Origin of the sequence: Neorhizobium huautlense (genome assembly GCF_030811685.1) — a bacterium.
Classification (GTDB): domain Bacteria; phylum Pseudomonadota; class Alphaproteobacteria; order Rhizobiales; family Rhizobiaceae; genus Neorhizobium; species Neorhizobium huautlense_A.
The window spans coordinates 83,755-108,201 of record NZ_JAUSRF010000016.1; the positions used below are offsets into that span (position 1 = coordinate 83,755).

General features: G+C 60.6%; 20 protein-coding genes. 9 read left to right on the top strand and 11 right to left on the bottom strand.

Going from position 1 to position 24,447, the window contains the following annotated elements:
* On the top strand, positions 1-615 hold the full coding sequence (locus tag J2T09_RS21005; RefSeq protein WP_306838105.1) for a flavin reductase family protein: 615 nt from the start codon (positions 1-3) through the stop codon (positions 613-615).
* A gap of 4 nt (positions 616-619) precedes the next feature.
* Here J2T09_RS21005 and J2T09_RS21010 read toward each other — a convergent pair whose 3' ends face one another.
* Positions 620-1,264 (bottom strand): aldolase/citrate lyase family protein, encoded by a 645-nt coding sequence (locus J2T09_RS21010; RefSeq protein WP_306838107.1) that lies wholly within the window; start codon positions 1,262-1,264, stop codon positions 620-622.
* Between the two features lie 113 nt (positions 1,265-1,377).
* On the opposite strand from J2T09_RS21010, the gene J2T09_RS21015 reads away from it, so the two are divergent.
* Entirely contained in the window at positions 1,378-2,550 is a 1,173-nt protein-coding gene (locus J2T09_RS21015) for a DUF2336 domain-containing protein (protein ID WP_306838110.1), read from the top strand.
* A 3-nt stretch (positions 2,551-2,553) separates the two neighbouring features.
* On the opposite strand, the gene J2T09_RS21020 is transcribed toward J2T09_RS21015, so the two are convergent.
* Both J2T09_RS21020 and J2T09_RS21025 read right to left on the bottom strand, forming a co-directional pair.
* A complete protein-coding gene (locus J2T09_RS21020) occupies positions 2,554-2,982 on the bottom strand; it encodes a hypothetical protein (RefSeq protein ID WP_306838112.1) in 429 nt (142 codons plus the stop codon).
* 83 nt (positions 2,983-3,065) lie between these two features.
* Complete coding sequence (locus J2T09_RS21025) at positions 3,066-4,262, bottom strand: AI-2E family transporter (RefSeq protein ID WP_306838114.1); 1,197 nt, start codon at positions 4,260-4,262, stop codon at positions 3,066-3,068.
* 444 nt (positions 4,263-4,706) lie between these two features.
* Between J2T09_RS21025 and J2T09_RS21030 the strand changes: the two genes are divergently transcribed.
* Complete coding sequence (locus J2T09_RS21030) at positions 4,707-7,271, top strand: HWE histidine kinase domain-containing protein (protein WP_306838116.1); 2,565 nt, start codon at positions 4,707-4,709, stop codon at positions 7,269-7,271.
* A 33-nt stretch (positions 7,272-7,304) separates the two neighbouring features.
* Here the strand turns inward: J2T09_RS21030 and parE are convergent, their stop codons facing one another.
* On the bottom strand, positions 7,305-9,350 hold the full coding sequence (gene parE, locus J2T09_RS21035; protein WP_306838117.1) for a DNA topoisomerase IV subunit B: 2,046 nt from the start codon (positions 9,348-9,350) through the stop codon (positions 7,305-7,307).
* A 245-nt stretch (positions 9,351-9,595) separates the two neighbouring features.
* On the opposite strand from parE, the gene J2T09_RS21040 reads away from it, so the two are divergent.
* From J2T09_RS21040 to J2T09_RS21060, 5 genes are all read left to right on the top strand, one after another.
* Complete coding sequence (locus J2T09_RS21040; protein ID WP_306838119.1) at positions 9,596-10,486, top strand: alpha/beta hydrolase family protein; 891 nt, start codon at positions 9,596-9,598, stop codon at positions 10,484-10,486.
* A 130-nt stretch (positions 10,487-10,616) separates the two neighbouring features.
* Positions 10,617-11,396, top strand: coding sequence for a triose-phosphate isomerase (tpiA, locus tag J2T09_RS21045; RefSeq protein ID WP_306838121.1), 780 nt, complete (start codon positions 10,617-10,619; stop codon positions 11,394-11,396).
* A gap of 108 nt (positions 11,397-11,504) precedes the next feature.
* Complete coding sequence (gene secG, locus J2T09_RS21050; protein ID WP_306838122.1) at positions 11,505-11,939, top strand: preprotein translocase subunit SecG; 435 nt, start codon at positions 11,505-11,507, stop codon at positions 11,937-11,939.
* 132 nt (positions 11,940-12,071) lie between these two features.
* Positions 12,072-13,709 (top strand): CTP synthase, encoded by a 1,638-nt coding sequence (locus J2T09_RS21055; protein WP_373458549.1) that lies wholly within the window; start codon positions 12,072-12,074, stop codon positions 13,707-13,709.
* Positions 13,710-13,878: 169 nt separating this feature from the next.
* Positions 13,879-15,279 carry a hypothetical protein gene (locus tag J2T09_RS21060; protein WP_306838127.1) on the top strand — a complete coding sequence of 467 codons (1,401 nt, stop codon included), beginning with the start codon at positions 13,879-13,881 and terminating at the stop codon, positions 15,277-15,279.
* A gap of 47 nt (positions 15,280-15,326) precedes the next feature.
* Here the strand turns inward: J2T09_RS21060 and J2T09_RS21065 are convergent, their stop codons facing one another.
* The 6 genes from J2T09_RS21065 to J2T09_RS21090 form a co-directional block, all read right to left on the bottom strand.
* Complete coding sequence (locus J2T09_RS21065) at positions 15,327-16,760, bottom strand: cryptochrome/photolyase family protein (RefSeq protein ID WP_306838129.1); 1,434 nt, start codon at positions 16,758-16,760, stop codon at positions 15,327-15,329.
* A 66-nt stretch (positions 16,761-16,826) separates the two neighbouring features.
* Complete coding sequence (locus tag J2T09_RS21070) at positions 16,827-18,050, bottom strand: molybdopterin molybdotransferase MoeA (RefSeq protein ID WP_306838131.1); 1,224 nt, start codon at positions 18,048-18,050, stop codon at positions 16,827-16,829.
* Positions 18,047-18,535 (bottom strand): cyclic pyranopterin monophosphate synthase MoaC, encoded by a 489-nt coding sequence (gene moaC / locus J2T09_RS21075; protein WP_373458550.1) that lies wholly within the window; start codon positions 18,533-18,535, stop codon positions 18,047-18,049. The genes J2T09_RS21070 and moaC overlap by 4 nt, the downstream gene beginning before the upstream one ends.
* The gene (gene trpC, locus J2T09_RS21080; RefSeq protein WP_306838136.1) at positions 18,535-19,350 is read right to left on the bottom strand and encodes an indole-3-glycerol phosphate synthase TrpC; all 816 of its coding nucleotides are present in this window, start codon (positions 19,348-19,350) and stop codon (positions 18,535-18,537) included. Before trpC ends, moaC begins: the two co-directional genes overlap by 1 nt.
* Positions 19,347-20,384: an anthranilate phosphoribosyltransferase gene (trpD, locus tag J2T09_RS21085; protein WP_306838138.1), complete on the bottom strand. Its 1,038-nt coding sequence runs from the start codon at positions 20,382-20,384 to the stop codon at positions 19,347-19,349. The genes trpC and trpD overlap by 4 nt, the downstream gene beginning before the upstream one ends.
* 25 nt (positions 20,385-20,409) lie before the next feature.
* Positions 20,410-22,305, bottom strand: a complete 1,896-nt coding sequence (locus tag J2T09_RS21090; RefSeq protein WP_306838140.1) for a peptidylprolyl isomerase — start codon at positions 22,303-22,305, stop codon at positions 20,410-20,412.
* Positions 22,306-22,734: 429 nt separating this feature from the next.
* Here J2T09_RS21090 and J2T09_RS21095 point away from each other — a divergent pair, with 429 nt between their 5' ends.
* Entirely contained in the window at positions 22,735-23,100 is a 366-nt protein-coding gene (locus J2T09_RS21095; RefSeq protein WP_306838142.1) for a hypothetical protein, read from the top strand.
* 82 nt (positions 23,101-23,182) lie between these two features.
* Here J2T09_RS21095 and J2T09_RS21100 read toward each other — a convergent pair whose 3' ends face one another.
* Complete coding sequence (locus J2T09_RS21100; protein ID WP_306838144.1) at positions 23,183-24,226, bottom strand: IS30 family transposase; 1,044 nt, start codon at positions 24,224-24,226, stop codon at positions 23,183-23,185.
* Positions 24,227-24,447: the final 221 nt, after the last annotated feature.

A 24,447-nucleotide genomic window follows, 5' to 3' on the forward strand; every position in this document is an offset into this window, starting at 1 on the left:
ATGTTCTATTCGACCGATGAAAACCGGCATGGTCTGGCGCATGATCCGTTCAAGGCGATCGTGTCGCCGCGGCCGATTGGCTGGATCGGCACGAAGGGGCGGGATGGTTCGCTGAACCTGTCGCCCTATTCGTTCTTCAACGCCATCTGCGACAACCCGAAACTCGTCATGTTCGCATCGAGCGGACCGAAGGACAGTTTTCGCAATGCCCGCGAGACCGGCGTGTTTACCGCCAGTCTCGCCAGCCGGCATCTTGCCGAGCAGATGAACGCGTCTTCCATCAGCGTCGGATACGGCGTCGATGAATTCGCCATTGCCGGACTGATGGCCAAAGCGGGAACGTTGGTGGATGCGCCTTTCGTGGGCGAGGCCTATGCGGCGCTGGAATGCAGGGTGACCGAGATCGTCGAACCAAAGACGATCGATGGCGGCAAGGCTGAAGCCATCGTCGTTTTCGGCCAGGTCGTCGGCATCCATCTGAGCGAAGACATTTTGCGCGAGGGCAGGGTGGATATGGGCATTGCCCGCCCGCTCGGCCGTATGGGATATCGCGATTATGCCGATGGCGGCGCCGATGTTTTCGAAATGACGCGGCCTTCGACACCCAAAGGTTGAGTGCTTAGTCCGTGAACACCGACTGGATGACCGGCACCTGTGATGGCGTGCCGGTCATTTTGCCGGAAAAACCTTGCGCCCTGACGTGAAGGCAGGCAGCGCGAAAGATTTCCTCATCCGGCTCCATTTCGGTCGTATCGATCGCCGCGACCCCTGACGCTGCGGCGGCCAGCAGCAATGTCGCGCGGGCACTGGCTGCGACATCCGACCCGAGGCCGCTTTTCATTCCCATTGCGCTTGCTAGTGCACCGGCATCCCAGCCGAGGCCGATCAGACGTTTGCTCTTGCCGGCAAAGCTTGCTGCCGCCAGCAACCCATGCGGATTGTCACCGGCCATCGCGACGATGCGCGTGGTGCCGGTGGTAATGCCCGCACGTGCCTCGCTCACCTGCAGCAGAACGTCGAGGTGTTGGAGGTCGGCGCCATTGCGGGCTCCGGAGAGGAAAACGGTGGCGATTCGAGACGTCATGCAGATGTCGAGAAGTGCCGCCATTTCGGGCGAAGAGACAGGCGGCAGATAGGCTGCCTTTGCGGTGGAAAAGACTGCGGCATGCAACGATGCTACGCGATCAAAACTCTCCCGCAGATCGACAACGAGGGCATGCGCACCGCCATCCAGTGTCGCGGAAAGATCGGTCGCGGGCGGCACGATCAGCCATGATTTCGGCAGTAAAGCGGACAGAAATACTCTCCCGGTGTGGTTAAATCTTATGGTGAACCAATCTTAAACGATTTTTGCCTAAGCTGCATTTCGTAAGGTGAATGCGGGTAACGCTCCTTTTGTATTGGGGTTTCGGGGTGATCGTACAGGCTTTTCTTCGTTGGGCGGAAACCGCCAGACCAGCAGACCGGGCAAAAGCTGCCCATGCACTGGCGCGCGGCTATCTTGCCTCGTCCGTGCAGGACGAAAAGCGACAGGCGGCCGTTCTGGCGCTGATGCATCTGCTGGACGATCCATCACCAGTCGTGCGCACGGCGCTGGCTGAAGCCGTTGCTGATTCGCCCGATGCTCCACGCGGCATGATCATGTCGCTGGCCGAAGATCAGCCTTTGATTGCCTCCTCCGTCATTACCCGTTCGCCCGTGCTGACCGATATCGATCTCGTCGATCTGGTGGGACGTGGCAGCGTCATGACCCGAGCCCTTGTCGCTTCCCGGCCCAATCTTTCACGCGGCGTTGCGGCCGCCATCGCCGAAGTGGCCGGCGGGGAAGAAGCGTTGTTGCTTCTCGAAAACGAAACGGCATCGATCACACGTTTTACCTTGCGCCGTATCGCCGAGCGTCACGGACACAATGCCGATGTGCGCAACATGCTGCTCGATCGCGAGGATCTGAGCGCAGACGCGCGCCATCTCCTCGTCAGCCATATCAGCGAGGCGCTGGCAGCCAGCGGCCTGATGCGCACGACGCTGACCGCTTCCCGCATCGATTACGTGACCCGTGAGGCGAGCGACGCGGCGACTGTCGCCATTGCCGGCACCGTGCGGCACCATGATATTGCCGGTCTGGTCGAACACCTGCGCCAACTGGGTCGCCTGACGCCGGCCTTCCTGATCCATATCCTGTGCGGCGGCAAGGTGGACTTCTTCTCCGGCGCCATTTGTAACCTCTCCGGCCTCGAGGATCAGCGCGTTCGCTCCATCCTCGCCACCGGTCGCATGCATGCCGTGCGGGCCCTGTTCGAAGCGGCAGGTCTTGATCGCACCATCGCCATGGTCTTTGTGGAGGCCGTGCTTTTGTGGCGCGAGGCGGCACGTTCGCCGATCGGTTTTTCGCTGCAAAGCATCTGCCGGCCGCTGATCGACCGGTTCAGGCCCGAGGCGCAGCCGATGTCGCCGCTCGCCGAGCTTCTCGACATGATCGAAAAGCTGCAATTGATGGAAGAACGCCTCTTGGCGCGCTCCTATGCCAGCGATCTGGCTTTTGCGGCATAAACCTCAGTCCCTGAATTTCTTGGCGACCCAGGAATAGCTGTTTTCCACCAGACGAACCGGCTTGCCGAACAGTGTGCGGATACCGTCGCTGCTCGGCAGGACGGATGTCACGCGGCCAATGGCGCGTGCCGCCATGCCGCGTTCTTCCTCACGTTTCTGTTCTTCCGTTTCAGCTGGCTTGGCGGCTGTTTCCGATACCGGCGGCTTGGCCTGCGGTACGAGATTGTCTGCTGTCTCCGGCGCAGTCGGATCCTGGCAGACGGCGATGACGACCGGGTAGGAGACATTGGCGAAGGAGGCCAGCTGCTGTTCCGAGACGGCGTTGCACATCTCGATCGACGGCCAGCGCTGCTGCAGCGTGGCGATATACTGGCAATCCTTGACTGCGTCGTCGCAGCCGAGAATGGTCATGGCGATGATTGCGGCGTTCATAAGCGTCCCGGTCCTGTTTCCGAAACAAGCTTATGACAAGGATCGTGACGCCAGCAAGGCAAGCCTGCGAGCGTCATGTCGGATCAGGAAGAGGCGATTTCGCGACGCGCGGCCGGCGTCTCGGTCGCCGGCGTGTTGGCGGCTTCCGCTTCGCGCGGTTCCGACAGTTCGACTTCGCGCACCCATTCGCGCCAGACTGCGACCAGCAGCGCCATCAGCACCGGGCCGATGAACAGGCCGAGGAAGCCCATGGTCTTTACGCCGCCGACCAGGCCGAAGAAAGTCGGCAGGAAAGGCAGCTTGATCGGGCCCCCAACGAGACGCGGGCGCACTGTCTTGTCGACGATGAAGAGCTCGACACTGCCCCAGACGAGAAGCGCGATACCGGCAAACGGTGAGCCGCTGGCAACGAGATAGATCGACACCAGTGTGAACGACAGCGGCGCGCCGCCGGGGATGAGGGCCATGACGCCGGTGATGACGCCGAGCGTGACGGGCGAGGGAACGCCGGCGATCCAGTAGGCGATGCCGAGCACGATGCCTTCGCCGATGGCGATCAGCGTCATGCCGGTAACGGTCGAGCTGATCGTGGCCGGTACGACACGTGAAATGCGCTCCCAGCGGGATGGCAGGATGCGCTCGCCGACAAGATCGATCTGGCGGGAGAAGGAGGCGCCGTCGCGATAGACGAAAAACAGCGCGATCAGCATGAAGAGCAGCGTCAGGACGAGATGGAAGGCCCCGCCACCGGCCGCGACGACGGCGCGATAAATGTTGCCGATATTGGCGCCGCTGACGATCTGGATATATTCGCCGATCGCGCCGGGCATGCCGATATGGCTGGTCCACTGGTTGTCCAGCCATGCGCCGGCATAGGGCAGGGTGGCGATCCATTCCGGCGTCGGTGCACCGACACGGTTGACTTCCAGCGCCCAGCCAACCCACTCGCGCACTTCGCCGGCCGTATAGGATATGGCAATGCCGATCGGCACCAGCAGGAAGGTGACGATGAAGAGAATGGCGATGGTGGCGGCGAGCGTGGTGCTGCCGCCGACATGAGCCAGAAGCCGGCGGTAGAGCGGCCAGCTGGCAAAGCCGATCACGAGAGCGGCAAGGACCGGAACGATGAAGCCGTGGAAAAAATAGATGCCTGCGAAGACAATGAGGACAAGAAGCCAGCGCGCCGCGGAAATGGAGGGAATCAATGCAACGCTCGAAGACGCGACGGGACCAAGCCAGCGCGGCTCCTTGGATGGTGTCTTTTTGTCAAATGCACTCACAGCCGGCTGCTCTTCCCTGAAATGTTGATCAGCATATGGGCCATATGACCCCTCGGCGCAAGGGAACCCTTCATCGACGGGATCGCAACCCGGTCACTTGCGATTGATCATGTTTACGATAGAAATATGAAGATCGTGACAAACAGGCCGGATTATCGGATAGCTATTTCGCCGATGGGCAAATGAAAGCTTCGGCGCAATCTGGAAAATCCGAAGACTGTGCTCTATCTGCTCATTTGCTAAATCGCTGATATCCTCTGGACATTGACGGATATTCAGCGGCGATGCCTTCGGGAGGGAATTGCGACGCAAAAGCCGGACAACCGGCGGCGATCGGATGACTTTCGGAGTTTTTGGGATTTGGTGGCGATCAAGCCCCCTCGATTATCGATGGGGTGGCCGCATCGGAGGCGGTTCTGAACGCCGTCTTCAGGGAAAGTGTATATGCCTGACAAGATGACGGTCGATCTGACGAATTGCGACCGCGAGCCGATCCATATCCCAGGCAGCATCCAGCCGCATGGCTGCCTTCTGGCATGCGATGCCACCGGTGCCGTGGTCAATCGTCATTCCGGCAATGCGGCCGACATGCTGGGCGTTTCCGGTGACATCAACGGTCTTCGTCTCGATGAAGTGATCGGCGGTGAAGCTGCGCATACATTGCGCAATGCACTCGCCACGTCGGACGACCCGAGCCGGGCGGCGCTGCGCATGAGCGTTAACGTCAACGAGGCCGGCGCCTTTGATGTCTCCGTGCATCGTGTCGAAACCTCGGTCATCATCGAATTCCAGCCGGCCGCCGCCCATTCCGACCAGCCGCTTGAAACCGCGCGTATGCTGATCAGCCGCGTGCGCAGCATTTCCAGCATCAGCCAGTTGATCGAGAAATCGACGCGGCTGATGTATGCCATGCTCGGATACGACCGCGTCATGGTCTATCGTTTCGAGCAGGATGGCGCCGGCCAGGTGGTCAGCGAATACAAGCGCCGCGACCTCGAAAGCTTCAAGGGCCAGTATTTTCCGGCAAGCGACATCCCGAAACAGGCGCGAACCCTTTACCTGCGCAATACGATCCGCATCATTTCCGATGCCGAAGGTCATCGTGTGCCGATCGTGCCGGCGCTGGACGAGGCCGGCCTGCCGCTCGATCTCTCCTTCGCGCATCTGCGCAGCGTCTCGCCGATCCATTGTGAATATTTGCGCAACATGGGTGTCGGCGCTTCCATGTCGATCTCGATCGTCATCGACGGCGAGCTTTGGGGGCTGATTGCCTGCCACCATTACAGCCCGAAAACGCTGACGCTGACGCAGCGTGTCGCCGCCGAAATGTTCGGCGAGTTCCTGTCCATGCATCTGTCTGCGCTGCAGCAGAAACAGATCCTCGACACCACCAACGACGCGCGCCGTTTCCTCGACCAGTTTTTGCAGACGGCGTCGCATCACACCGATCTCGGCGGCCTCTTGCGCACGTCGATTGCCGAATTCCGGGCGATGATCCCAAGCGACGGCATCGGCCTGTGGCTGGATGGCGAATGGACGCCATCGGGCATGACGCCACCGGTCGATTCGGTTGCAGCGCTTGCTGATTTTGTCGGTTCCGTCGCCAACAGCCGCACATGGTCGAGCCATAATCTCGTCGGCGACCTGCCAGAGGCGATGACCTATGCCGGTGACGTCTGCGGCGTGCTGGCGATACCGCTGTCGCAGCGCCCACGCGATTACCTGTTCTTCTTCCGCCGTGAAGTGGTGCAGACGCTGAACTGGGCGGGCAATCCGGAAAAATCCTATGAGACCGGCCCGCTGGGCGACCGCCTGACGCCGCGCAAGAGTTTTGCTATCTGGAAGGAAACCGTGCATCTGCAATCGCAGCCATGGACGGTGGGCGAGGAAGAGATCGCCGAGGCAATCCGTTCCGTGCTGGTGGAAATCGTCCTGCACCATAACGAGTTGCTAGAAGACGAGCGCGGCAAGGCGGATGTGCGCCAGCGCATGCTAAACGAGGAACTCAACCACCGCGTCAAGAACATCCTTGCGGTCATCAAGGCGCTGATCGGCCATCCGGTGCAGGAAGGCCGCAATCTGCAGGATTACATCGCCACCTTGAAAGGCCGCATCCAGGCGCTGGCCTTTGCGCATGATCAGGTCGTGCGTGGCGGTGATGGCGGTGCGCTGCATGAACTGCTGGAAGCCGAACTGAAGCCCTATCGTGATGGCGCTCGCACCGTCACACTGCTCGGTCCCTATGTCTGGCTCGACAGCCGCGCCTATTCCGTCATGGCGCTGGTCCTGCACGAACTGGCCACCAACGCCGCCAAATACGGCGCGCTGTCGGTAACAGGCGGACTGCTGGAGATCAAATGGCAGCGGCTCGACAATGGTGACTGCGAACTGACGTGGAGCGAAAACAACGGCCCGTCCGTCACGCCGCCGTCGCGTGCCGGTTTCGGCACCGTGTTGATAGATCGCAGCGTACCGTTCGAGCTCGGTGGCAAGAGCAAGGTCGAATACGCGGCTGACGGCGTGCAGGGGCGGTTCCTCATCCCGGCGCAGCATATCCACATTGCCGAAACCGAAATCCTGCCGGAACTGGTGGAACAGGCAGGAGAGCGGCAGGACGACACGGTGTCGCTGATGTCGGAACTCGACCTTCTGCTGGTCGAGGACCAGATGCTGGTCGCCGCCGATGTCGAAACCATGCTCGCCGATCACGGGATCGCCAAGGTCACCACTGCACCGTCCGCATCGGAAGCATTGCGCCGCCTGCGCGATTTCACGCCCGACGTTGCCATTCTCGACGTCAATCTGGGTGCGGAAACCTCGCTGCCGATCGCCGAGGAACTGACGAGGCGTAACGTGCCTTTCGTCTTTGCCACCGGTTACAGCGACCGCTCGATCATCCCGGCCAGCTTTGATGCGCCGGTGGTGCGCAAGCCTTATGAGGCGGCAGCGCTGATCTCTGCGGTCATGAAGGTGGTCGAAGAACGCAAAACGCCGCCCCGGCAGAACTGAGGCGGCGTAAAAAATCTACGATCTCTGGTTCGATCAGATGTCGAGGTTTTCCGCGAAGGCGGAACGTTCCTGAATGAAGCGGAAACGCGCTTCCGGTTTCGTGCCCATCAGGTTGTCGACCGCTTCACGCGTGCCTTCGAAATCGACCTCATCGATGAGAACGCGCAGAAGCGTGCGCTTCTTCGGGTCCATCGTGGTTTCCTTCAACTGCGCCGGCATCATTTCACCGAGGCCTTTGAAGCGGCCGATTTCGACCTTCTTGCCCTTGAACATCGTCTCCATCAGTTCCGCGCGGTGGGCATCGTCGCGTGCGTAAGCGCTCTTGGCACCCTGACGAATGACATAGAGCGGCGGCACGGCCAGATAGAGGTGGTTGCCACGGATCAGTTCCGGCATTTCCTGATAAAAGAAGGTGATCAGCAGCGAAGCGATATGCGCGCCGTCGACGTCGGCATCGGTCATGATGATGACGCGCTCGTAACGAAGATCTTCCTCGCGGTATTTTGTGCGCGTGCCGCAGCCGAGCGCCTGAATGAGATCGGCGATCTGCTGGTTGGCCGACAGCTTTTCACGGCTGGCCGAGCCGACGTTTAGGATTTTTCCGCGCAGGGGAAGTATGGCCTGGTTGGCTCGGTTGCGCCCCTGTTTCGCCGAGCCGCCAGCCGAATCGCCCTCGACGATGAACAGTTCGGCGCCTTCGGCAGTGTTCTGCGAGCAGTCCGCCAGCTTGCCGGGCAGGCGCAGTTTGCGAACCGCCGTCTTGCGGTTGACTTCCTTTTCCTTGCGGCGGCGCAGGCGCTCTTCGGCACGCTCGATCACCCATTCCAGCAGCTTTGCAGCTTCGGCCGGGTTGCCGGCAAGGTAATGATCAAAGGGGTCGCGCAAGGTGTTTTCGACGATACGCTGCGCTTCGACGGTGGCCAGCTTGTCCTTGGTCTGGCCGACGAATTCCGGCTCGCGAATGAACACCGACAACATGCCGACGGCGGAGATCATCACGTCGTCGGTGGTGATGTCTTTGGCGCGCTTGTTCTGCGTCAGTTCGGCGTAGTTTTTCAGACCCTTGGTCAGCGCGATGCGCAGACCTGCCTCATGCGTGCCACCTTCCTGGGTGGGAATGGTGTTGCAATAGGAATGAACCTGCGGATCACCGCCATACCAGGTGATCGCCCATTCCATCGCGCCATGGCCGCCGGTCTTTTCGGTGCGGCCGGCAAAAATCTCGCGGGTAACGGTAAAGTCCTTGCCGAGCGTGGCCGCCAGATAATCCTTCAGGCCACCCGGAAAATGGAAGACAGCCTTTTCAGGGATTTCTCCGCCTTCCGGCACCATGCCGGGATCGCAGCTCCAGCGGATTTCGACGCCGCCGAACAGGTAGGCCTTCGAACGCGCCATGCGAAAGATGCGGCCGGCCTCGAACTTGGCGTGCTCGCCAAAAATCTGCGCATCGGGATGGAAACGCACGCGGGTACCGCGGCGGTTATGCACATCGCCGAGTTCCTGCAGGCCGCCCTGCGGCACGCCGCGGGAAAAGACCTGCTTGTAGAGCTTGCGGTTGCGGGCAACCTCGACCTCGAGAACATCCGACAGCGCGTTGACGACCGACACGCCGACGCCGTGAAGACCACCGGAGGTCTCATAGGCATCGCCGTCGAACTTGCCGCCGGCATGCAGCTTGGTCATGATCACTTCGAGCGTGGATTTTCCGGGAACCTGCGGGTGGTTTTCCACCGGGATGCCACGGCCGTTATCGCTGACGGTCAGAAACCCTTCGGCATCGAGATGCACTTCGATGAAATTGGCATGGCCGGCAACGGCTTCGTCCATCGAGTTATCGATGACTTCAGCGAACAGATGGTGCAGCGCCTTGGCATCGGTGCCGCCGATATACATGCCGGGACGCATGCGCACCGGCTCCAGACCTTCGAGAACGCGGATCGACGACGCGCCGTATTCACCACCTGTCGGCGGCGTCACGGGCTGAGCGCGCACGGGTTCCGGTGCTGGGTCCTTGGCCTCGGGCTTGGCCTCTGACTTGGGTTGCGCGGGCATTGCGGCGAAGAGGTCGTTGTCATCCATGGGTGGCGTCGTTACTACCTGTCTGCGTGAGATGGGAGGCGCGATGCGCGGCCGTCCCGGTCTTGTGCTGTTTCGACTCGTGCTGTTTCGAATCGCCCGCAATTCTGCCAGAAAGCGGGCCTTTTCGCGATGCCGCCCGAAAACGGTAACAAAGAGCGGTCACAAAAGCGGCTTTTGGCGAAGTGATGCTTTGCCACTGGTTCGAAGGCAAGATTGAAAGGGTCACACTCACCATGAAACGCCGCATGTCCACAGCTCTTTTGTCGCGTGTCTCGCTGGTTCTGGCGGTTTCATTGGGAATAGCCGCACCTGTTGCCGCTGCGGATGGACCGCTGAAACCCTTCAAGGACGAGCTGTTTTCAAAGCAGACGGTGCTGGAAACGAAGGACGGCGGTGCTTTCAAGGTCATCGACTATCAGGAAATGCGCGACATCAACGGCCGTGACAGCGAGCCGGAACGGCGGGTGAAATCGTCCTATGTCTCGCTGGGCGTGCGACGAGCGCAGGAGAACGAAACGCTCGCCATCGGCAGCCGTGGCCTCGACGTCACCCGTATCGGCAAAAGCGATGGCGCGGCCTTCACGGTAATCTTCATTCACGGCCGGGGAGGGGATCGACGCCTCGGTGCCAACGACTATTCCTTCGGCGGCAATTTCAACCGGCTGAAGAACCTCGCGGTGGAGAATGGCGGCACCTATTATTCGCCGAGCGTTCGAAGCTTCGATGACAAGGGCGTCGCAGATATCGCCGCGCTGATCCGCTACTCCTCCGAAAAATCCGGCGGCCGTCCGGTCATCCTCACTTGTGCCTCGATGGGCGGTTTCATCTGCGCCGGCATCACGCGCGACAAGCTGGCGGTTTCGCATCTGGCCGGCATGGCCGTGCTCGGTGGCCCGCCGGATCCGGATTTCCCGGCTTCGCTCGCTGCCAAGGCCCGCATCCCGGTGTTCTTCACCCATGGCAGCGTCGACAAGGTCTACAAGGCCGATGACCAGATCGGCATCTATCGCTCGCTGCTGGCCAAAAAATATCCGACCCGTTTCACGCTGTTCAATACCGGCGGCCACGGCACGCCGGTGCGCATGAGCGACTGGCGCGAAATTTTGAATTTTCTTCTGACAAACGCCAGGACCTGACGCCGGTAACCACGGTTTTGAACTGTATTGACGTTTTCGAATACCAATTTTGTACCGACTTGGCTAAGTACGACGCAGGACAGCTTTTGCATCGGCAAACTGAAACGACAGGGATGAGGACAGGATTTTCATGACGCCAGACATTCGCCCGCTGATCGCCGGAAACTGGAAAATGAACGGCACGCGTGCCGAGCTCGATCAGATCAAGGCCATGGCGGAAGGCGTGAAAACGCCTCTGTCGGAAAAGGTGGAAACGCTTCTCTGCCCGCCCGCGACCCTGCTTTATGTGGCAACCGCGCTTTGCGACGACAGCCCGCTTCTGATCGGCGCGCAGGATTGCCATCAAAAAGTGTCCGGCGCCCATACGGGCGATATTTCCGCGCAGATGATCGCCGACTGCTTTGGTACCCATGTCATCGTCGGCCATTCCGAGCGTCGTGGTGACCACGCCGAGACCGATCATCTGGTGCGCGCCAAGGCGGAAGCCGCCCACGAGGCCGACCTGGTTGCCATCATCTGCATCGGCGAAACACTGGCCGAGCGCGATGCCTATCAGACGCTCGACGTGCTGAAGCGCCAGATCTTCAATTCCGTGCCGGAAGGTGCGACGGCGGAAAACACCGTGATTGCCTATGAGCCCGTCTGGGCGATCGGCACGGGGCTTACGCCGACCAACAGCGATATCGAGGTTGCCCATGCCTTCATGCGTGCCGAACTGGTTGCGCGTCTGGGCGGGGAAGGTGCTGCCATGCGTATTCTTTATGGTGGTTCGGTCAAGCCGGGCAATGCCGGTGAAATCATGGCGATCGAAAACGTCGACGGCGTACTTGTTGGCGGTGCGAGCTTGAAAGCGGACGACTTTCTTGCCATTTACGCCTCATGTGAACCGCTCGTTGCCGAGATTGCCTGAGTTAAAGCGCGTAAAACGTGCCGTAAGGGCTTTTAAAGCGCGCGCGCCTCGGCTAAAGAGCCGCAAAGATTTGACTGGGCCTCGGCATCCGGGGCGGACTGGATTGTTATGCAGACCGTATTGATCGTCATCCATCTCCTGATCGTGCTCGCGCTTGTCGGCGTCGTGCTGATTCAGCGTTCCGAAGGCGGCGGCCTTGGCGTCGGCGGCGGCTCCGGCTTCATGTCGGCACGCGGCACGGCCAATGCGCTGACCCGCACCACCGCCATCCTTGCGACGCTGTTCTTCATCACCTCGCTCGGCCTCGGCATTCTTGCCCGTTACGAATCCCGTCCGACCGATATTCTCGATCGTATTCCGGAGCAGCAGCGCGGCACCGGCAGCGGTATTCTCGACTCGCTTGGCCCCGCACCGGCAACTCCGCCGGCCAATAATGGCGTACCGTCCGATGCCGCTCCTGCGAACGGTGCGAGCGCCCCGGCTGCTCCGGCCACGCCGGCACCGGCTCCTGCCGATCCGTCGGCTGTCCCGACCGGACAGTAATACCGGTCGAAAATTTGAACCTCCGGCAGGCCAAAAGCCTGCCGGTTTTGTTTTGTGCTGATTCTCCCGCTCGCTTTTCAACAGAAGAACGGACGATTGGGGCTGGCGGAATCATTCTGAAAAAGGTAACCGGTGAATCCCATGGCGCGATATGTATTCATCACAGGCGGCGTGGTTTCTTCCCTCGGGAAGGGAATTGCGGCCGCGGCCCTCGGAGCATTGCTTCAGGCGAGGGGTTACCGGGTTCGGCTTCGCAAGCTCGATCCTTATCTCAACGTTGATCCGGGCACGATGAGCCCGACCCAGCACGGCGAGGTGTTTGTCACCGACGACGGCGCTGAGACGGATCTCGATCTCGGTCATTACGAACGCTTTACCGGCCGTTCGGCGACCAAGACCGACAACATCACCACCGGTCGCATCTACAAGAACATCATCGACAAGGAACGTCGCGGCGATTATCTCGGCGCAACCGTTCAGGTCATTCCGCACGTGACGAACGAGATCAAGGATTTCGTCACCGAGGGCAATGACGACTACGATTTCGTTCTGTGCGAAGTCGGCGGCACGGTCGGCGATATCGAGGCGATGCCGTTCATGGAGGCGATCCGCCAGGTCAAGAACGACCTGCCGCGCGGAACCGCGATATATCTGCATCTGACTCTGATGCCGTATATTGCAGCAGCTGGGGAATTGAAGACCAAGCCGACCCAGCATTCCGTCAAGGAACTGCAGGCGCTGGGCATTCACCCCGACATCCTGCTGGTGCGTGCAGACCGGGAAATCCCGGAGGCCGAGCGTCGCAAGCTCTCCTTGTTCTGCAACGTCCGTCCGTCGGCCGTCATCCAGGCACTCGACGTCGCCAACATCTATGACGTTCCGATCGCCTACCACAAGGAAGGCCTCGACAACGAAGTTCTGGCCGCCTTCGGTATCGAACCGGCGCCGAAGCCGCGTCTGGATGCGTGGGAAGACGTTTCGAGCCGTATCCGTCAGCCGGAAGGCGAAGTCACGATCGCGATCGTCGGCAAGTACACCGGCCTGAAAGATGCCTACAAGTCGCTGATCGAGGCCCTTCATCACGGCGGCATCGCCAATCAGGTCAAGGTCAAGCTCGAGTGGATCGAGTCCGAAGTTTTCGAAAAGGAAGACCCGGCGCCTTACCTCGAAAAGGTCAACGGGATTCTCGTGCCGGGCGGTTTTGGCGAGCGCGGTTCGGAAGGCAAGATCAAGGCGGCGCAGTTCGCCCGCGAGCGTAATGTTCCTTATTTCGGCATCTGCTTCGGCATGCAGATGGCGGTTGTCGAAGCGGCGCGTAACCTCGCAGGCATCGAAGACGCGTCCTCGACCGAATTCGGCCCGACCAGCGAGCCGGTCGTCGGCCTGATGACGGAATGGGTGAAGGGCAATGCGCTGGAAAAGCGCGCGGCAGCCGGCGATCTCGGCGGCACGATGCGCCTCGGCGCCTACAATGCCAGCCTGAAAAAGGACACGCGGATTGCGCAGATCTACGGATCGACCGACATTTCCGAGCGTCACCGCCATCGTTACGAAGTGAACGTGGATTACAAGGATAAGCTGGAAAGCTGCGGCCTGGTCTTCTCCGGCATGTCACCGGACGGCGTTCTGCCGGAAACCGTGGAATACCCGGATCACCCGTGGTTCATCGGCGTTCAGTACCACCCGGAACTGAAGAGCCGTCCGCTCGATCCGCATCCGCTGTTCAAGAGCTTTATCGAAGCGGCGCTGGAACAGAACCGGCTGGTTTGATCCGCGTCCAGAGACAGAATAAAAATCACCGTCGGTTTCAGATCGGCGGTTTTTTGTATTTGCAAATACAACCAAGGGTTACTATTGTCGGCGACGCAATCCGAACTCAAGCGGCTGGCCACATTCGAATTCGGCGTGGGGCTAATCGTTTGTCTGGCGGGAGAGTTTAATGGCATTCACCACAGCGGCGAGCGCGGGCGTCGTTAAAACCATCAGCGAACGGAAGGCCAGCCTTTACCCCGTGGAGATCGGTGCCTGGATCATCGCCGCAGCGGTGTTGTTTTTCGTCGTTCTGCTTTCGATCAGCAACAGTCTGCATGCCGAGAGGTCCGCATGGGCCGCTCTTTTCCGGGGAATTTCAGTGGGGATATCCACCGCGGCGGCAGCAACGGCGGTCGGAGGCATGCTGGGTTTCCTGTTCGGCATCCCTCGAGTGCTACAGAAGGCCCCGGAAACGCCGAAAGCGGGCGAGCCACAGCTCTCCTCCAAAGCCGAGCAACTGTTTGCCACCAACACCAGTCTTGAAGATATTTCCGACTGGCTGACGAAGATCATTATCGGAATAGGTTTGGTGCAGTTCGATACGATCATCCATTACATCTATGTCTGTTCTCTGTTTGCAGCGTCCTATGCGATGTCGCAGCCAGTCAAGTTTCCGGCTCAAAATCAGTCAGAGGTTATCGATCCGGCTTTATCCGTCGCCTTCTTTTTCGGGATCATCATTACCTGCTTGCTGGGCGCCTGCATGTTCGTTTACCTCGAGACCCGTACCCGGCTGACACTCATTTTCCGCGATGTCGAGGTTGAGAACGTTGGCGGTGCGCGCCGGGAAGCCTCCGAGAAATCACTGGAGGCGTCGTTCGCACCCTCATCTGCATCTTTTCAATCCGGCCCGGCAAGCGTGGAGGAGATACCCAAGCCTATGCCGAAAGACGACGAATTGCTCAAAGTGCCGCTGTCTTCATTGAAAACGCCGGTGGAGATTGCTGGGTGGGCCATGGCGTGGGCCCGGGCGGGACAGCGGCAGATAGCCGAAGACACACTTCGCGATGCCTTGAAACTCGATCCAAACAGTGTTGTCATTTCACTGCGCTTGGCGGAGGTCCGCCGCTTTGGCAGCAATTCGGCCAACTTCGTTGATAGCTGCGTTGAACTCACCAGAAAACCGATAGAGCGGAATGCGAGCACGGTGGAACTGTTCGAGGACGCGCTCCTCAAGGCCCTCTATTTGCCACCACCGAGCGGGTTTTCGAATGCAATCATTCTCGCGGATTATTTATTAGCCGACCCGGCCTACAAAAATTCTTTGACCTTGATCCGCCGAGCCTCTGCCTTCGGCCTCAAGTATGCGTCCGTGCAGTCTTCCGATCACCTTGCAGCAGACGCTGCGCGGAAGGAGGCACTGAGATCAGTCGCAGACTCTGTCGCCCTCGTGCCCGACGAGAACGATCCGCATCGTCTTTTGCTGCGCCAGTTGCTGGATCCGGTCACCTACGGCGGAAATCCGCAGGACAACGATCTCGAAGTCTTCAAATCCGATCAGGAATTCCGCAAACTCATCATCGGTTGAGACGGGTCGGCAGGAGAACAGCGATCATTCTGGCCCTCGGCGGGCTCTTAACCTTTCAAACCCTTATACGCCGCCAGCGCCCGGTCGCGGGCCAAACCGTGGTTGACGATCGGCTTGGGATACGTCTTGCCAGGCTCGACACCGGCATCGGCCAGAACATGATCGGGTGCATCGAACGGCTTGTGAATATACTTCTTCGGAAGCTTTTGCAGTTCCGGTACCCAGTGGCGCACGTAATCGCCATCGGGATCGAATTTTTCGCCCTGCAGGATCGGGTTGAAAATGCGGAAGAAGGGCGAGGCATCGGCACCTGAACCGGCCACCCATTGCCAGTTGGCGGTGTTGCTGGCCGGATCGGCATCCAGCAACGTATCGCGGAACCATTCTTCACCGCGCCGCCAGTCGATCAGCAGGTCCTTGATCAGGAAGGAGGCGGTGATCATGCGCACGCGGTTGTGCATGTAACCGGTCTGCCAGAGTTCGCGCATGCCGGCATCGACGATCGGGTAGCCGGTCAGCCCCTTGGTCCAGGCGGTAAAATCCCTGGTATCGAATTCCCACTCGAACGCGTCGAATTTGTCGTCCCAGTTTTTCGTGCGCAGTTCGGGAAATTCGACCAGGAGATTGTAGCAGAAATCTCTCCATGCCAGTTCCTTGCGGAAATGCACGAGGTCGTCCTTGTGGCGCGCAGCCAGTCCGTTTGTGGCATGCCAGATGCGGGCAGGGGAGATTTCGCCGAGCGCCAGATGTGGCGACAGTTTTGATGTGGCATCCGTGCCGGGGAAATCGCGGCCCTGCTTGTAGTCGTGCAGGTCGGCGTCAATCAGGTCTTCGAGCTTTTCCTTTGCACCAGCTTCACCCGGCGTCCAGAATTCTGAAAAGCCAGCGGCCCAGTTGGGTTTGGTTGGCAGCAGGTCCCAGCCATCCAGCGATTCGGAGCGAGGATGCGTCTCAGGCGCCATCACGGTGTCTGGCGCGTCAGTCGGCTCGCCCGGCTCTCCAAGCTTCTGCATGGCGTTCCAGAACGGCGTATAGACCTTGAAGGCATTGCCCGAGCCGGTGCGGATGGTTTTGGGATCATGCAGCAACTGGCCATGGAAGGCACGGATGGCGATGCCGGCATCCTTCAGGGCAAGGGCAATGTCGCGATCCATGGAATTGCGCTCATAAGCGCGGTTGACGAAAACGATGTCGGCGCCGGATGTGCGGGCGATATCCTGCAGCACGTCTTCGGCTGGGCCTGTGCGCAGGCACAGATCGTTGCCATGCGTCCTCAGGCTTTCGCGTAAGGCCACCAGCGAATGATGTAGCCACCACGCCTGCGCGCCGCCCAGAGGCCCGATATCGGGATTTTCCGGCTCGCGGATGTAGACGCAGATCATCGGTCGGTCGGTTTCCACGGCAGCGGTCAGCGCGTGATTGTCGTCGAGCCGCAGGTCGCGGCGGAACCAGAGAATGACCGGTTTTTTGTCTTCAGCCACACGGGCCTCCTTGGATTGGATGTCCGGGGCTAAACGCGTGAGCCCGGCAAAGGCTCACACTTATGTTCAGGGGCGCAGCAGAATGACCGGGCAGGGGCTGCCGGCCGGCAGTTCCGGTGCATAAGGCGGGCGGATGACGAGGCAATCGGATTGCGCGAGGATCTTCATCATCGAGGAATCCTGTTTGCCATAGGTATCGGCCACCAGTCTGCCGCTGTCATCACGCGACAGTTGTGCCCGCAAAAAATCCTGACGGAGATCGTTGGCCGCCAGCGTCTTTGTAGTAACCGCCTCGGCCTCGCGCCTGCGTTCCGGCAGATGCGCGAGTTTCCGCAATGTCGGCTCGAGGAAAAGCAGGCTGCAGACGAGGCTTGCGACCGGATTGCCGGGCAGGCCGAGCACCTGCATGTCGCCGAGCGAGCCGACCATCAGCGGCTTGCCGGGGCGCATGGCGATGCGCCAGAAATCCAGCTCCATGCCGACGGATTTCAACACGCCCTGCACGAGATCATGATCGCCGACAGAAGCACCGCCGATCGTCACCAGCACGTCGGCACCGGCCAGACGGGCCATCGAGATGGCCTTTTCGATCTGCGCCTTATCGTCCGGCACGATGCCGAGATCGAGCACTTCGGCACCGTTGTCGCGCGCGAGTGCCGCCACGCCAAACGTATTGGAGGCGACGATCTGTGCCGGTCCTAGCACGGAACCGGGCTGAACCAGTTCGTCACCGGTCGCAAGGATGGCGACAACCGGCTTGCGGTAAACCGGAAGTTTGGCGTTATTCGTGGCGGCGGCGAGCGTCAGCGTCGAAAAATCCAGCTGGGTACCAACCGGCAGCACGGCTTCTCCCTCGGCAAAATCCTGTCCGCGCGGCCGTATATGGCGGCCGGGGCTGACGGCGAAGGTGGTGCGAATACGGTTACCGTCGAGCTTTTCCGCATCCTCCTGAATGAGGATCGTATCGGCGCCTTCCGGCACCGGAGCTCCGGTGAAAATCCGAACTGCTTCGCCGGGGCCGATCTTGCCGTCGAAGGCGTGACCTGCGGAGGCGGTACCAATGACCGTCAATTCACTGCCTATCTCCGGCGTGTCAGCGGCACGGATCGCGTATCCATCCATGGCAGAGGCATTGAAGGGCGGCTGGGTCAGATGTGCCGCTACAGGGCGCCCCAGAACACGTCCGGCAGCCTCGATCAGTGGCACCATCTCGATCTGGGTGACAGGCCTGGTCAATGCCGCAAGCCGCGCCTTCGCGTCAGCGACGGGGAGAAGCGCCGGCTTGTTCATGCGTCACGCCGCCAGTCGCCGGATTTGCCACCGCTCTTGGTCAAAAGCTGGATGCCGCCGATTTCCATGCCCTTGTCGGCTGCTTTGGCCATGTCGTAGATCGTCAGGCAGGCGACGGAGACGGCGGTCAGCGCTTCCATCTCGACGCCGGTCTTGCCCGAAAGCTTTGCCGTGGCTGTCACGCGCAGGCCGGGCAGGGCGGCGTCTTCCTCGATCTCCACCGACACCTTGGTCAGCATCAGTGGATGGCAGAGCGGAATGAGATCCGATGTCTTCTTGGCGGCCATGATGCCGGCCAGACGTGCCGTGCCGATCACGTCACCCTTCTTGGCATTGCCCTCGCGGATCAGCGCCAGAGTCTCCGGGAGCATGCGCACGAAACCTTCCGCCGTGGCGATACGGGTCGTTTCGGCCTTGTCGCCGACATCGACCATATGCGCCTCGCCGCTGGCATCGATATGGGTGAGGTTAGGCTTGTCGCTCATCACTGTGCAGCCGCGGTGAAGGCTTCACCTTTCAGAAGCAGACGGGTGGCAGCGGCCACATCGTCCTTCCGCATAAGACTTTCGCCGACGAGGAAGGTGGAGATTTTCGACTTCTGCAGGCGCAGGCAATCGTCATGGGTGAAAATGCCGCTTTCGCCGACGAGCAGGCGATCATCCGACACCATCGAGGCCAGACGCTCGCTGACATCGAGGCTGACTTCGAACGTGCGCAGATTGCGATTGTTGACGCCGATCATGGGGGAGGCGAGCTTGAGTGCCCGCTCCATCTCGGCTTCGTCATGCACCTCGAGAAGAACATCCATGCCGAGCTCAAAGGCGGTATCTTCCAGTGCGCGCGCTTCGTCGTCGGAAAGCGAGGCCATGATGATCAGGATGCAATCGCCGCCCCAGGCGCGGGCCTCAAACACCTGATAGGGTTCGAACAGGAAATCCTTGCGCAGCGCCGGCAGCGAGCAGGCGTCGCGGGCGGCGGTCAGGAACTCCGGTGCGCCCTGAAAGCTCGGGCCATCGGTCAGCACGGAGAGGCAGGCTGCACCGCCGGCCTCATAGGCCTTGGCCAGTGCCGGCGGATCGAAATCCGGGCGAATGAGACCTTTCGAGGGGCTGGCCTTCTTGATTTCGGCGATCAGGCCGAAATCACCGGCGTCACGCTTGGCGACCAGAGACGAGTAGAAACCGCGCGGCGCGGACACGTCCTTCGCCATCGCCTTCAGGTCTTCGAGCGAGGTTTTCGCCTTTGCAGCGGCGATTTCCTCGCGCTTGTAGGCTTCGATCTTGCGCAGGATGTCGGTCATGCGCCGGCTCCTTCCTTGTCTGCATTCTCGTTGGAAACGGCGATCAGCCTGTCGAGCACGGCGGTCGCCTTGCCGCTGTCGAGCGATTCGGTAGCGATCGCCATGCCGTCCATGACATTTTCCGCCTTGCCGGCGATGACGAGCGCGGCCGCCGCATTGCAGAGCGCGATGTCGCGATAGGCATTGCGGGCGCCGGCCAGCACGTCACGCAGGGCTGCGGCATTCACAATGCCATCACCACCCTTAAGGTCATCGATGACGGCGCGCGCCACGCCAAAATCTTCGGGTGTCAGTTCAAAGCTGCGGAACGCGCCATTTTCCAGCGCCACGACCTGCGTGGTACCAGTCGTGGTGATCTCGTCCATGCCGTCGCCATAAACGACCCAGACACGCTCGGAACCGAGATCACGCAGCACTTCGGCAATCGGTTGCAGCCATTGCGGCGCAAACACGCCGAGCAACTGGCGCTTGGCACCGGCCGGGTTGGAGAGGGGACCCAGCAGGTTGAAGATCGTACGTGTGCCGAGTTCGACGCGGCTCGCCGTCACATGCCGCATGGCGGCGTGGTGTTTCTGCGCGAACATGAAGCCGATACCGGCCTGCGAAATGCAGCGGCCGATCTGTTCCGGTCCGATCTCCAGATTGACGCCGAGCGTGCTGAGCGCATCCGCCGTGCCGGATTTCGAGCTCTGGGCGCGGTTGCCGTGCTTGGCGACCGAAACGCCGGCGCCCGCCGTGATGATCGAGGCAAGCGTGGAGATGTTGTAGGTGCCGATGCCGTCACCACCGGTTCCGACAATATCGACGGCGTCGGATGGCGCCGAAACCGGCACCATCTTGGCCCGCATGGTGGAAACGGCGCCGGCGATCTCGTCGACGGTTTCGCCACGCACCCGAAGCGCCATCAGGAAACCGCCGATCTGCGATGGCGTGGCTTCACCCGACATCAGGATGTCGAAGGCCTGCAGTGCTTCCGGCCGGCTGAGGCTCTCGCCGTTGGCGACCTTGGCGATGAACGGTTTCAGGACCGGCATGCGATTTCTCCCTTGAGGTCCGCGTTCAACGCATCGTGGCCAGAGCCTGCTCGGCTGCGGTCTGGTTGATCTGTACGCCAAAATCCTGCTGCAGGCGGGTTACCATCTGGTCCAGCATGTCGTCGCCGGCGGCACGGGCGATCTGCTGCGTCTGCTGGTCTTCCGCACCGCCGCCGGCTGCCGGCTGATGATCGACTGCCGTCACCTTCATCAGCACACGGCTTTCGCCATCGGCGGCAAGAGCGCTTGCGGTCGAATCGACCGGGCCGGCGAAGGCTGCCTGCACGGTCGGCTGGCCGAAGATAGCGTCATTGCTGGAGCGGCGCAGGCCCTGCTTATTTTCAACCGTGATGCCGATTTCGCCGGCAATGGTGGCAAGCTGTTCGCCGCTGTCGATGCGCTTCTTGTATTCCTCGGCCTTGGCGGCAAGTGCTGCTTTCTGCTGTTCGCTTGTCCAGTCGGCAACGGCCCTGTCGCGCACTTCCGCCAGCGGGCGGTCGCGCTCGTCGATCACGTCATCGACGCTGAACCAGACGTAACCGGTATTGCCGAGATTGACCGGCAGGTTGTCAGCACCCACTTCGGCGCGGAATGCTTCGGTGAGAAAGTTATCGGACTGGGGCAGGGTGGGGATACGGTTGCCGGCCTCGTCATTGCCGCTCTGGTCGAGGGTAATCGTGGTGGCTTTCAGCTTCAGTTCGTTGGCCACTTCCTGCAGCGGCGCACCGGAGCCACGCATGTCGTCGAAACGATCATGGGTTTCGCTCAGGCTGCGCGAGGCGGCGGCGAGGGCCAGCTGGTTGCGGATTTCTTCCTTGACCTCGTCAAAGGTCTTGGTGGTGGCCGGCTTCACATTGGTCACGCGCAGGATGACCGCGCCAAATGTGCCCTGAATGGCAGGGCTGGTGCCACCGGTTGCCGGCAGCGCGAAGGCGGCAGCGCCAACCTTCGGGTCCGGAACCTGTTCCTTGGTGAATTCGCCCAGCAGAACGTCGCCGGCTGTCTTGCCCTGGTCGGTGACCAGCTGGTCGAAGGTCGCCTCGCGCGCACTCAACTGGGCGGCAGCGGCATCTGCCATTTCCTTGCTCGGGAAGGTGAGCTGCTCGATCGTGCGGGTTTCCGGCGTACCGAACGTGTCCTTGCGACGGTCGTAATCCGCCTGAACCTCGTCATCGGTGATCGAACCCGGGTCGGCAACGTCGGAAGGCTGCAGCGTCACATAGGTGACCTTGCGATATTCAGGGGCGCGGTAACGGGCCTTTGCGCCCTCGAACCATGCGGCCAGCGCATCGTCAGCCGGCGCCTTGACCGGCGGAATGTTGGCGTAGGAGAGGATCAGGTAATCCAGCGTGCGCGTCTCGTCCGCATACTGGCGCAGCGCGTCGGTCATGACGGCTGGCGGCGTAAAGCCATCGGAAATCGCATCGACGATCTGGCTGCGCACGGCGATCTTCTTGCGCTCCTTGATATATTCGTTCTCGTCGAAACCGACGGCCTGCAGGCGCGACGAAAACAGCTGGCGGTCGAACTGGCCATTGCTGTTCTTGAAGGCCGGATCGTCTGCAACGAGAAGGGCGAGGCGATCATCCGACAGGCCAAGGCGCATGTCGGCGGCGAGCTGATCGAGAGCGGCACCGGCGGCGAGCTGGCTGAAGACCTGCTGATCGAGGCCGAAGGCTCGAGCCTGTTCGGCGGTCAGGTGCGTGCCGAACTGGCGGCTCAGCTGCGAAAGCTGGCGCTGCATGGCAAGGCGGTATTCCTGTGGAGTGACGCTTTGGTCGCCCACTGTCATCACCGTATTGCCGCCGGCCGGTGCCATGATCGAGGCCGAAACACCCCAGATGGCGAATGAAACGCCGAGCAGGATAAGAAGCGCCTTGGCAACCCAGGAGCGGGAGGCTGTTCTGAGGGAATCGAGCATGGACTACATCACCTTGCGAATTAATGTGCGCCGCCTTCATGCTGGCGGTCGTCGTTGAGAGATTGTCTCTAGAGCAAACCGTCGCGGAAATGAAGGCATTGCGTGCAAAAGCAATGCACAGGTGTGTTATGCCGCCGAGCCGCAGAAAATCGCGTGGCTGCCATCAACCCCATGCCTGTCTTTCACCGGCCTCTTTACCCACTGCACGCAGGCTTGCCGTGATTTCGAAAGAGGGCCGCGACGCCACCGGATGAGACAAAACATCCTGCCGTTTTTGTTCCATGATTGGCGCATAAAGCTGGCGGCCGAGATGTGTCAGGTCCGGCTGCAAGAACATCGTTCAGCGTGTGTTAATCGGACCATGTGCATCTTACCCAAAGATCGCAGGATTTCCGGGCAGGAAATCGCGACGGAAACAGGACGTGTGCAATGAACAAGACAATTCGCGTCGCAATGATCCTGGCCGTTTCGGCCGGCAGCATTCTCGCGCATACCGCGCCGGCCAGCGCCCAGTGGCGCGATGGCCCGCCGCGCTGGGACGATCGCCGAGGCCCGCCGCCACCACCGCCGCGCCGTCATCACCATCGCGACCGCGACAACGGCCGCGTCATCGCCGGCGGCCTTGCTGCCGGTGTCATAGGCGGCCTGATCGGTGGCGCCATCGCCAACAGCAATAATGGCCCGCGTTATTACGTGGAAGAGCCGCCACCGCCGCGCTGCTGGTTCGAAGACCGCCGCGTGCCGAACGCCTATGACGGCGGCTGGCATTACGAGAATGTTCGCGTCTGCAACTGAGCGGATGACAATGGTTTTGAGGGCAGCCGGCTTGAGTGCCGGCTGTTTTCGTTTCAGCGGTTCCTGGCGTCTAAATTGGGCATCAGAAAAGATCACCTCCGATAAGACGGTCGGCGAGGGTGATCTGCGTATGGCATCGGGACATGTCGCACTTGGAAATAGAATCTGCCGTTCGATAGCCGAGGCATTTGCGTGGCGTGCCGTTCAGTCTGTTGCAGATTTCGATCAGATCGGTATCCGTCACCGACAGCGGATCGACCTCTCTCGACAGCCATTTCCGTGCTCGTCTATTGGTGTTTTCGACAGTGCCTTTTTGCCAGGGCGATTGCGGGTCGCAGAACCAGGTCTGCGTGCCGATGCTGGCCTGCAGATACGGCCAGTCGGTAAACTCCGTGCCGCGATCGAAGGTGATGGAGCGACGCGCGAGATGGGGCAGGGCTTGCAGCGCCTGGACGAGGCCATCCATGACGGGTCGGGATTGCCGATCATTATTGCGTAGGAAGATGGCAAAGCGGCTCACGCGTTCGACGAGCGACGTCACATTGGCTTTTCCGAACTTCTTGCGAAACTGAATGAGATCGCATTCCCAATGCCCGAACTGCTTTCTGTCAGCGACAGTATCGGGACGGCGCAGAATGTTGAGTTCCGGGCTAAACCGTTGACCATGCTTGCGTCTGGCATGACGCGGTCTACGGCGGGCCCGATGCTCGGGCAAATGTCGCCACAGCTTGATCGCCTGACCATCGGCCGAATACGCGAATTTGTAGATCGTCTCGTGGCTCACCGAGACAGGATGGCGCTCGAGCCGCATTCGGCCGGCGATCTGCTGCGGTGACCAACCGTGCATGATCCGGTCGATGACCGACTGCCTGACATTCGAGAACCGCGACAGCTTCCTCAGCTTGGCGCGGCGCTCACACGCCATGTCATGCGCGGTGACGCAGTAATAGCCGTTCAGGTCCACAAACTCGGCATCGGTGAAAGTGTTGCGTTTGATCTCGCGAAATATCGTTGAGCGATGCCTGCCCAGTTTCTCGGCGATCAGCTCAACACTCAGTCCGGCCGTTCTCCAACGTGCAATCTTGCGTCGTTCGTCCATGTCGATATGGGAGTAGGTGCGATTCATTGCAGCTTCCTTGCGAGTGACAACCCATTGGTATCATTCGCAAGTCGCACTTCATCCTTGAACCCACCCCCACTACAAGTTATGTCAAAGCTGAATAGGGCTGCGACGTCGCCAGCCAGTTAGAAACGCGACACCGATGTCGTCTTTCTCCGACGATCAGCCCCCGATCCGACCGGCTGGGCCGGGTTGCAAGGGAGGAGCGGGGGCGGGTGACGATGCTC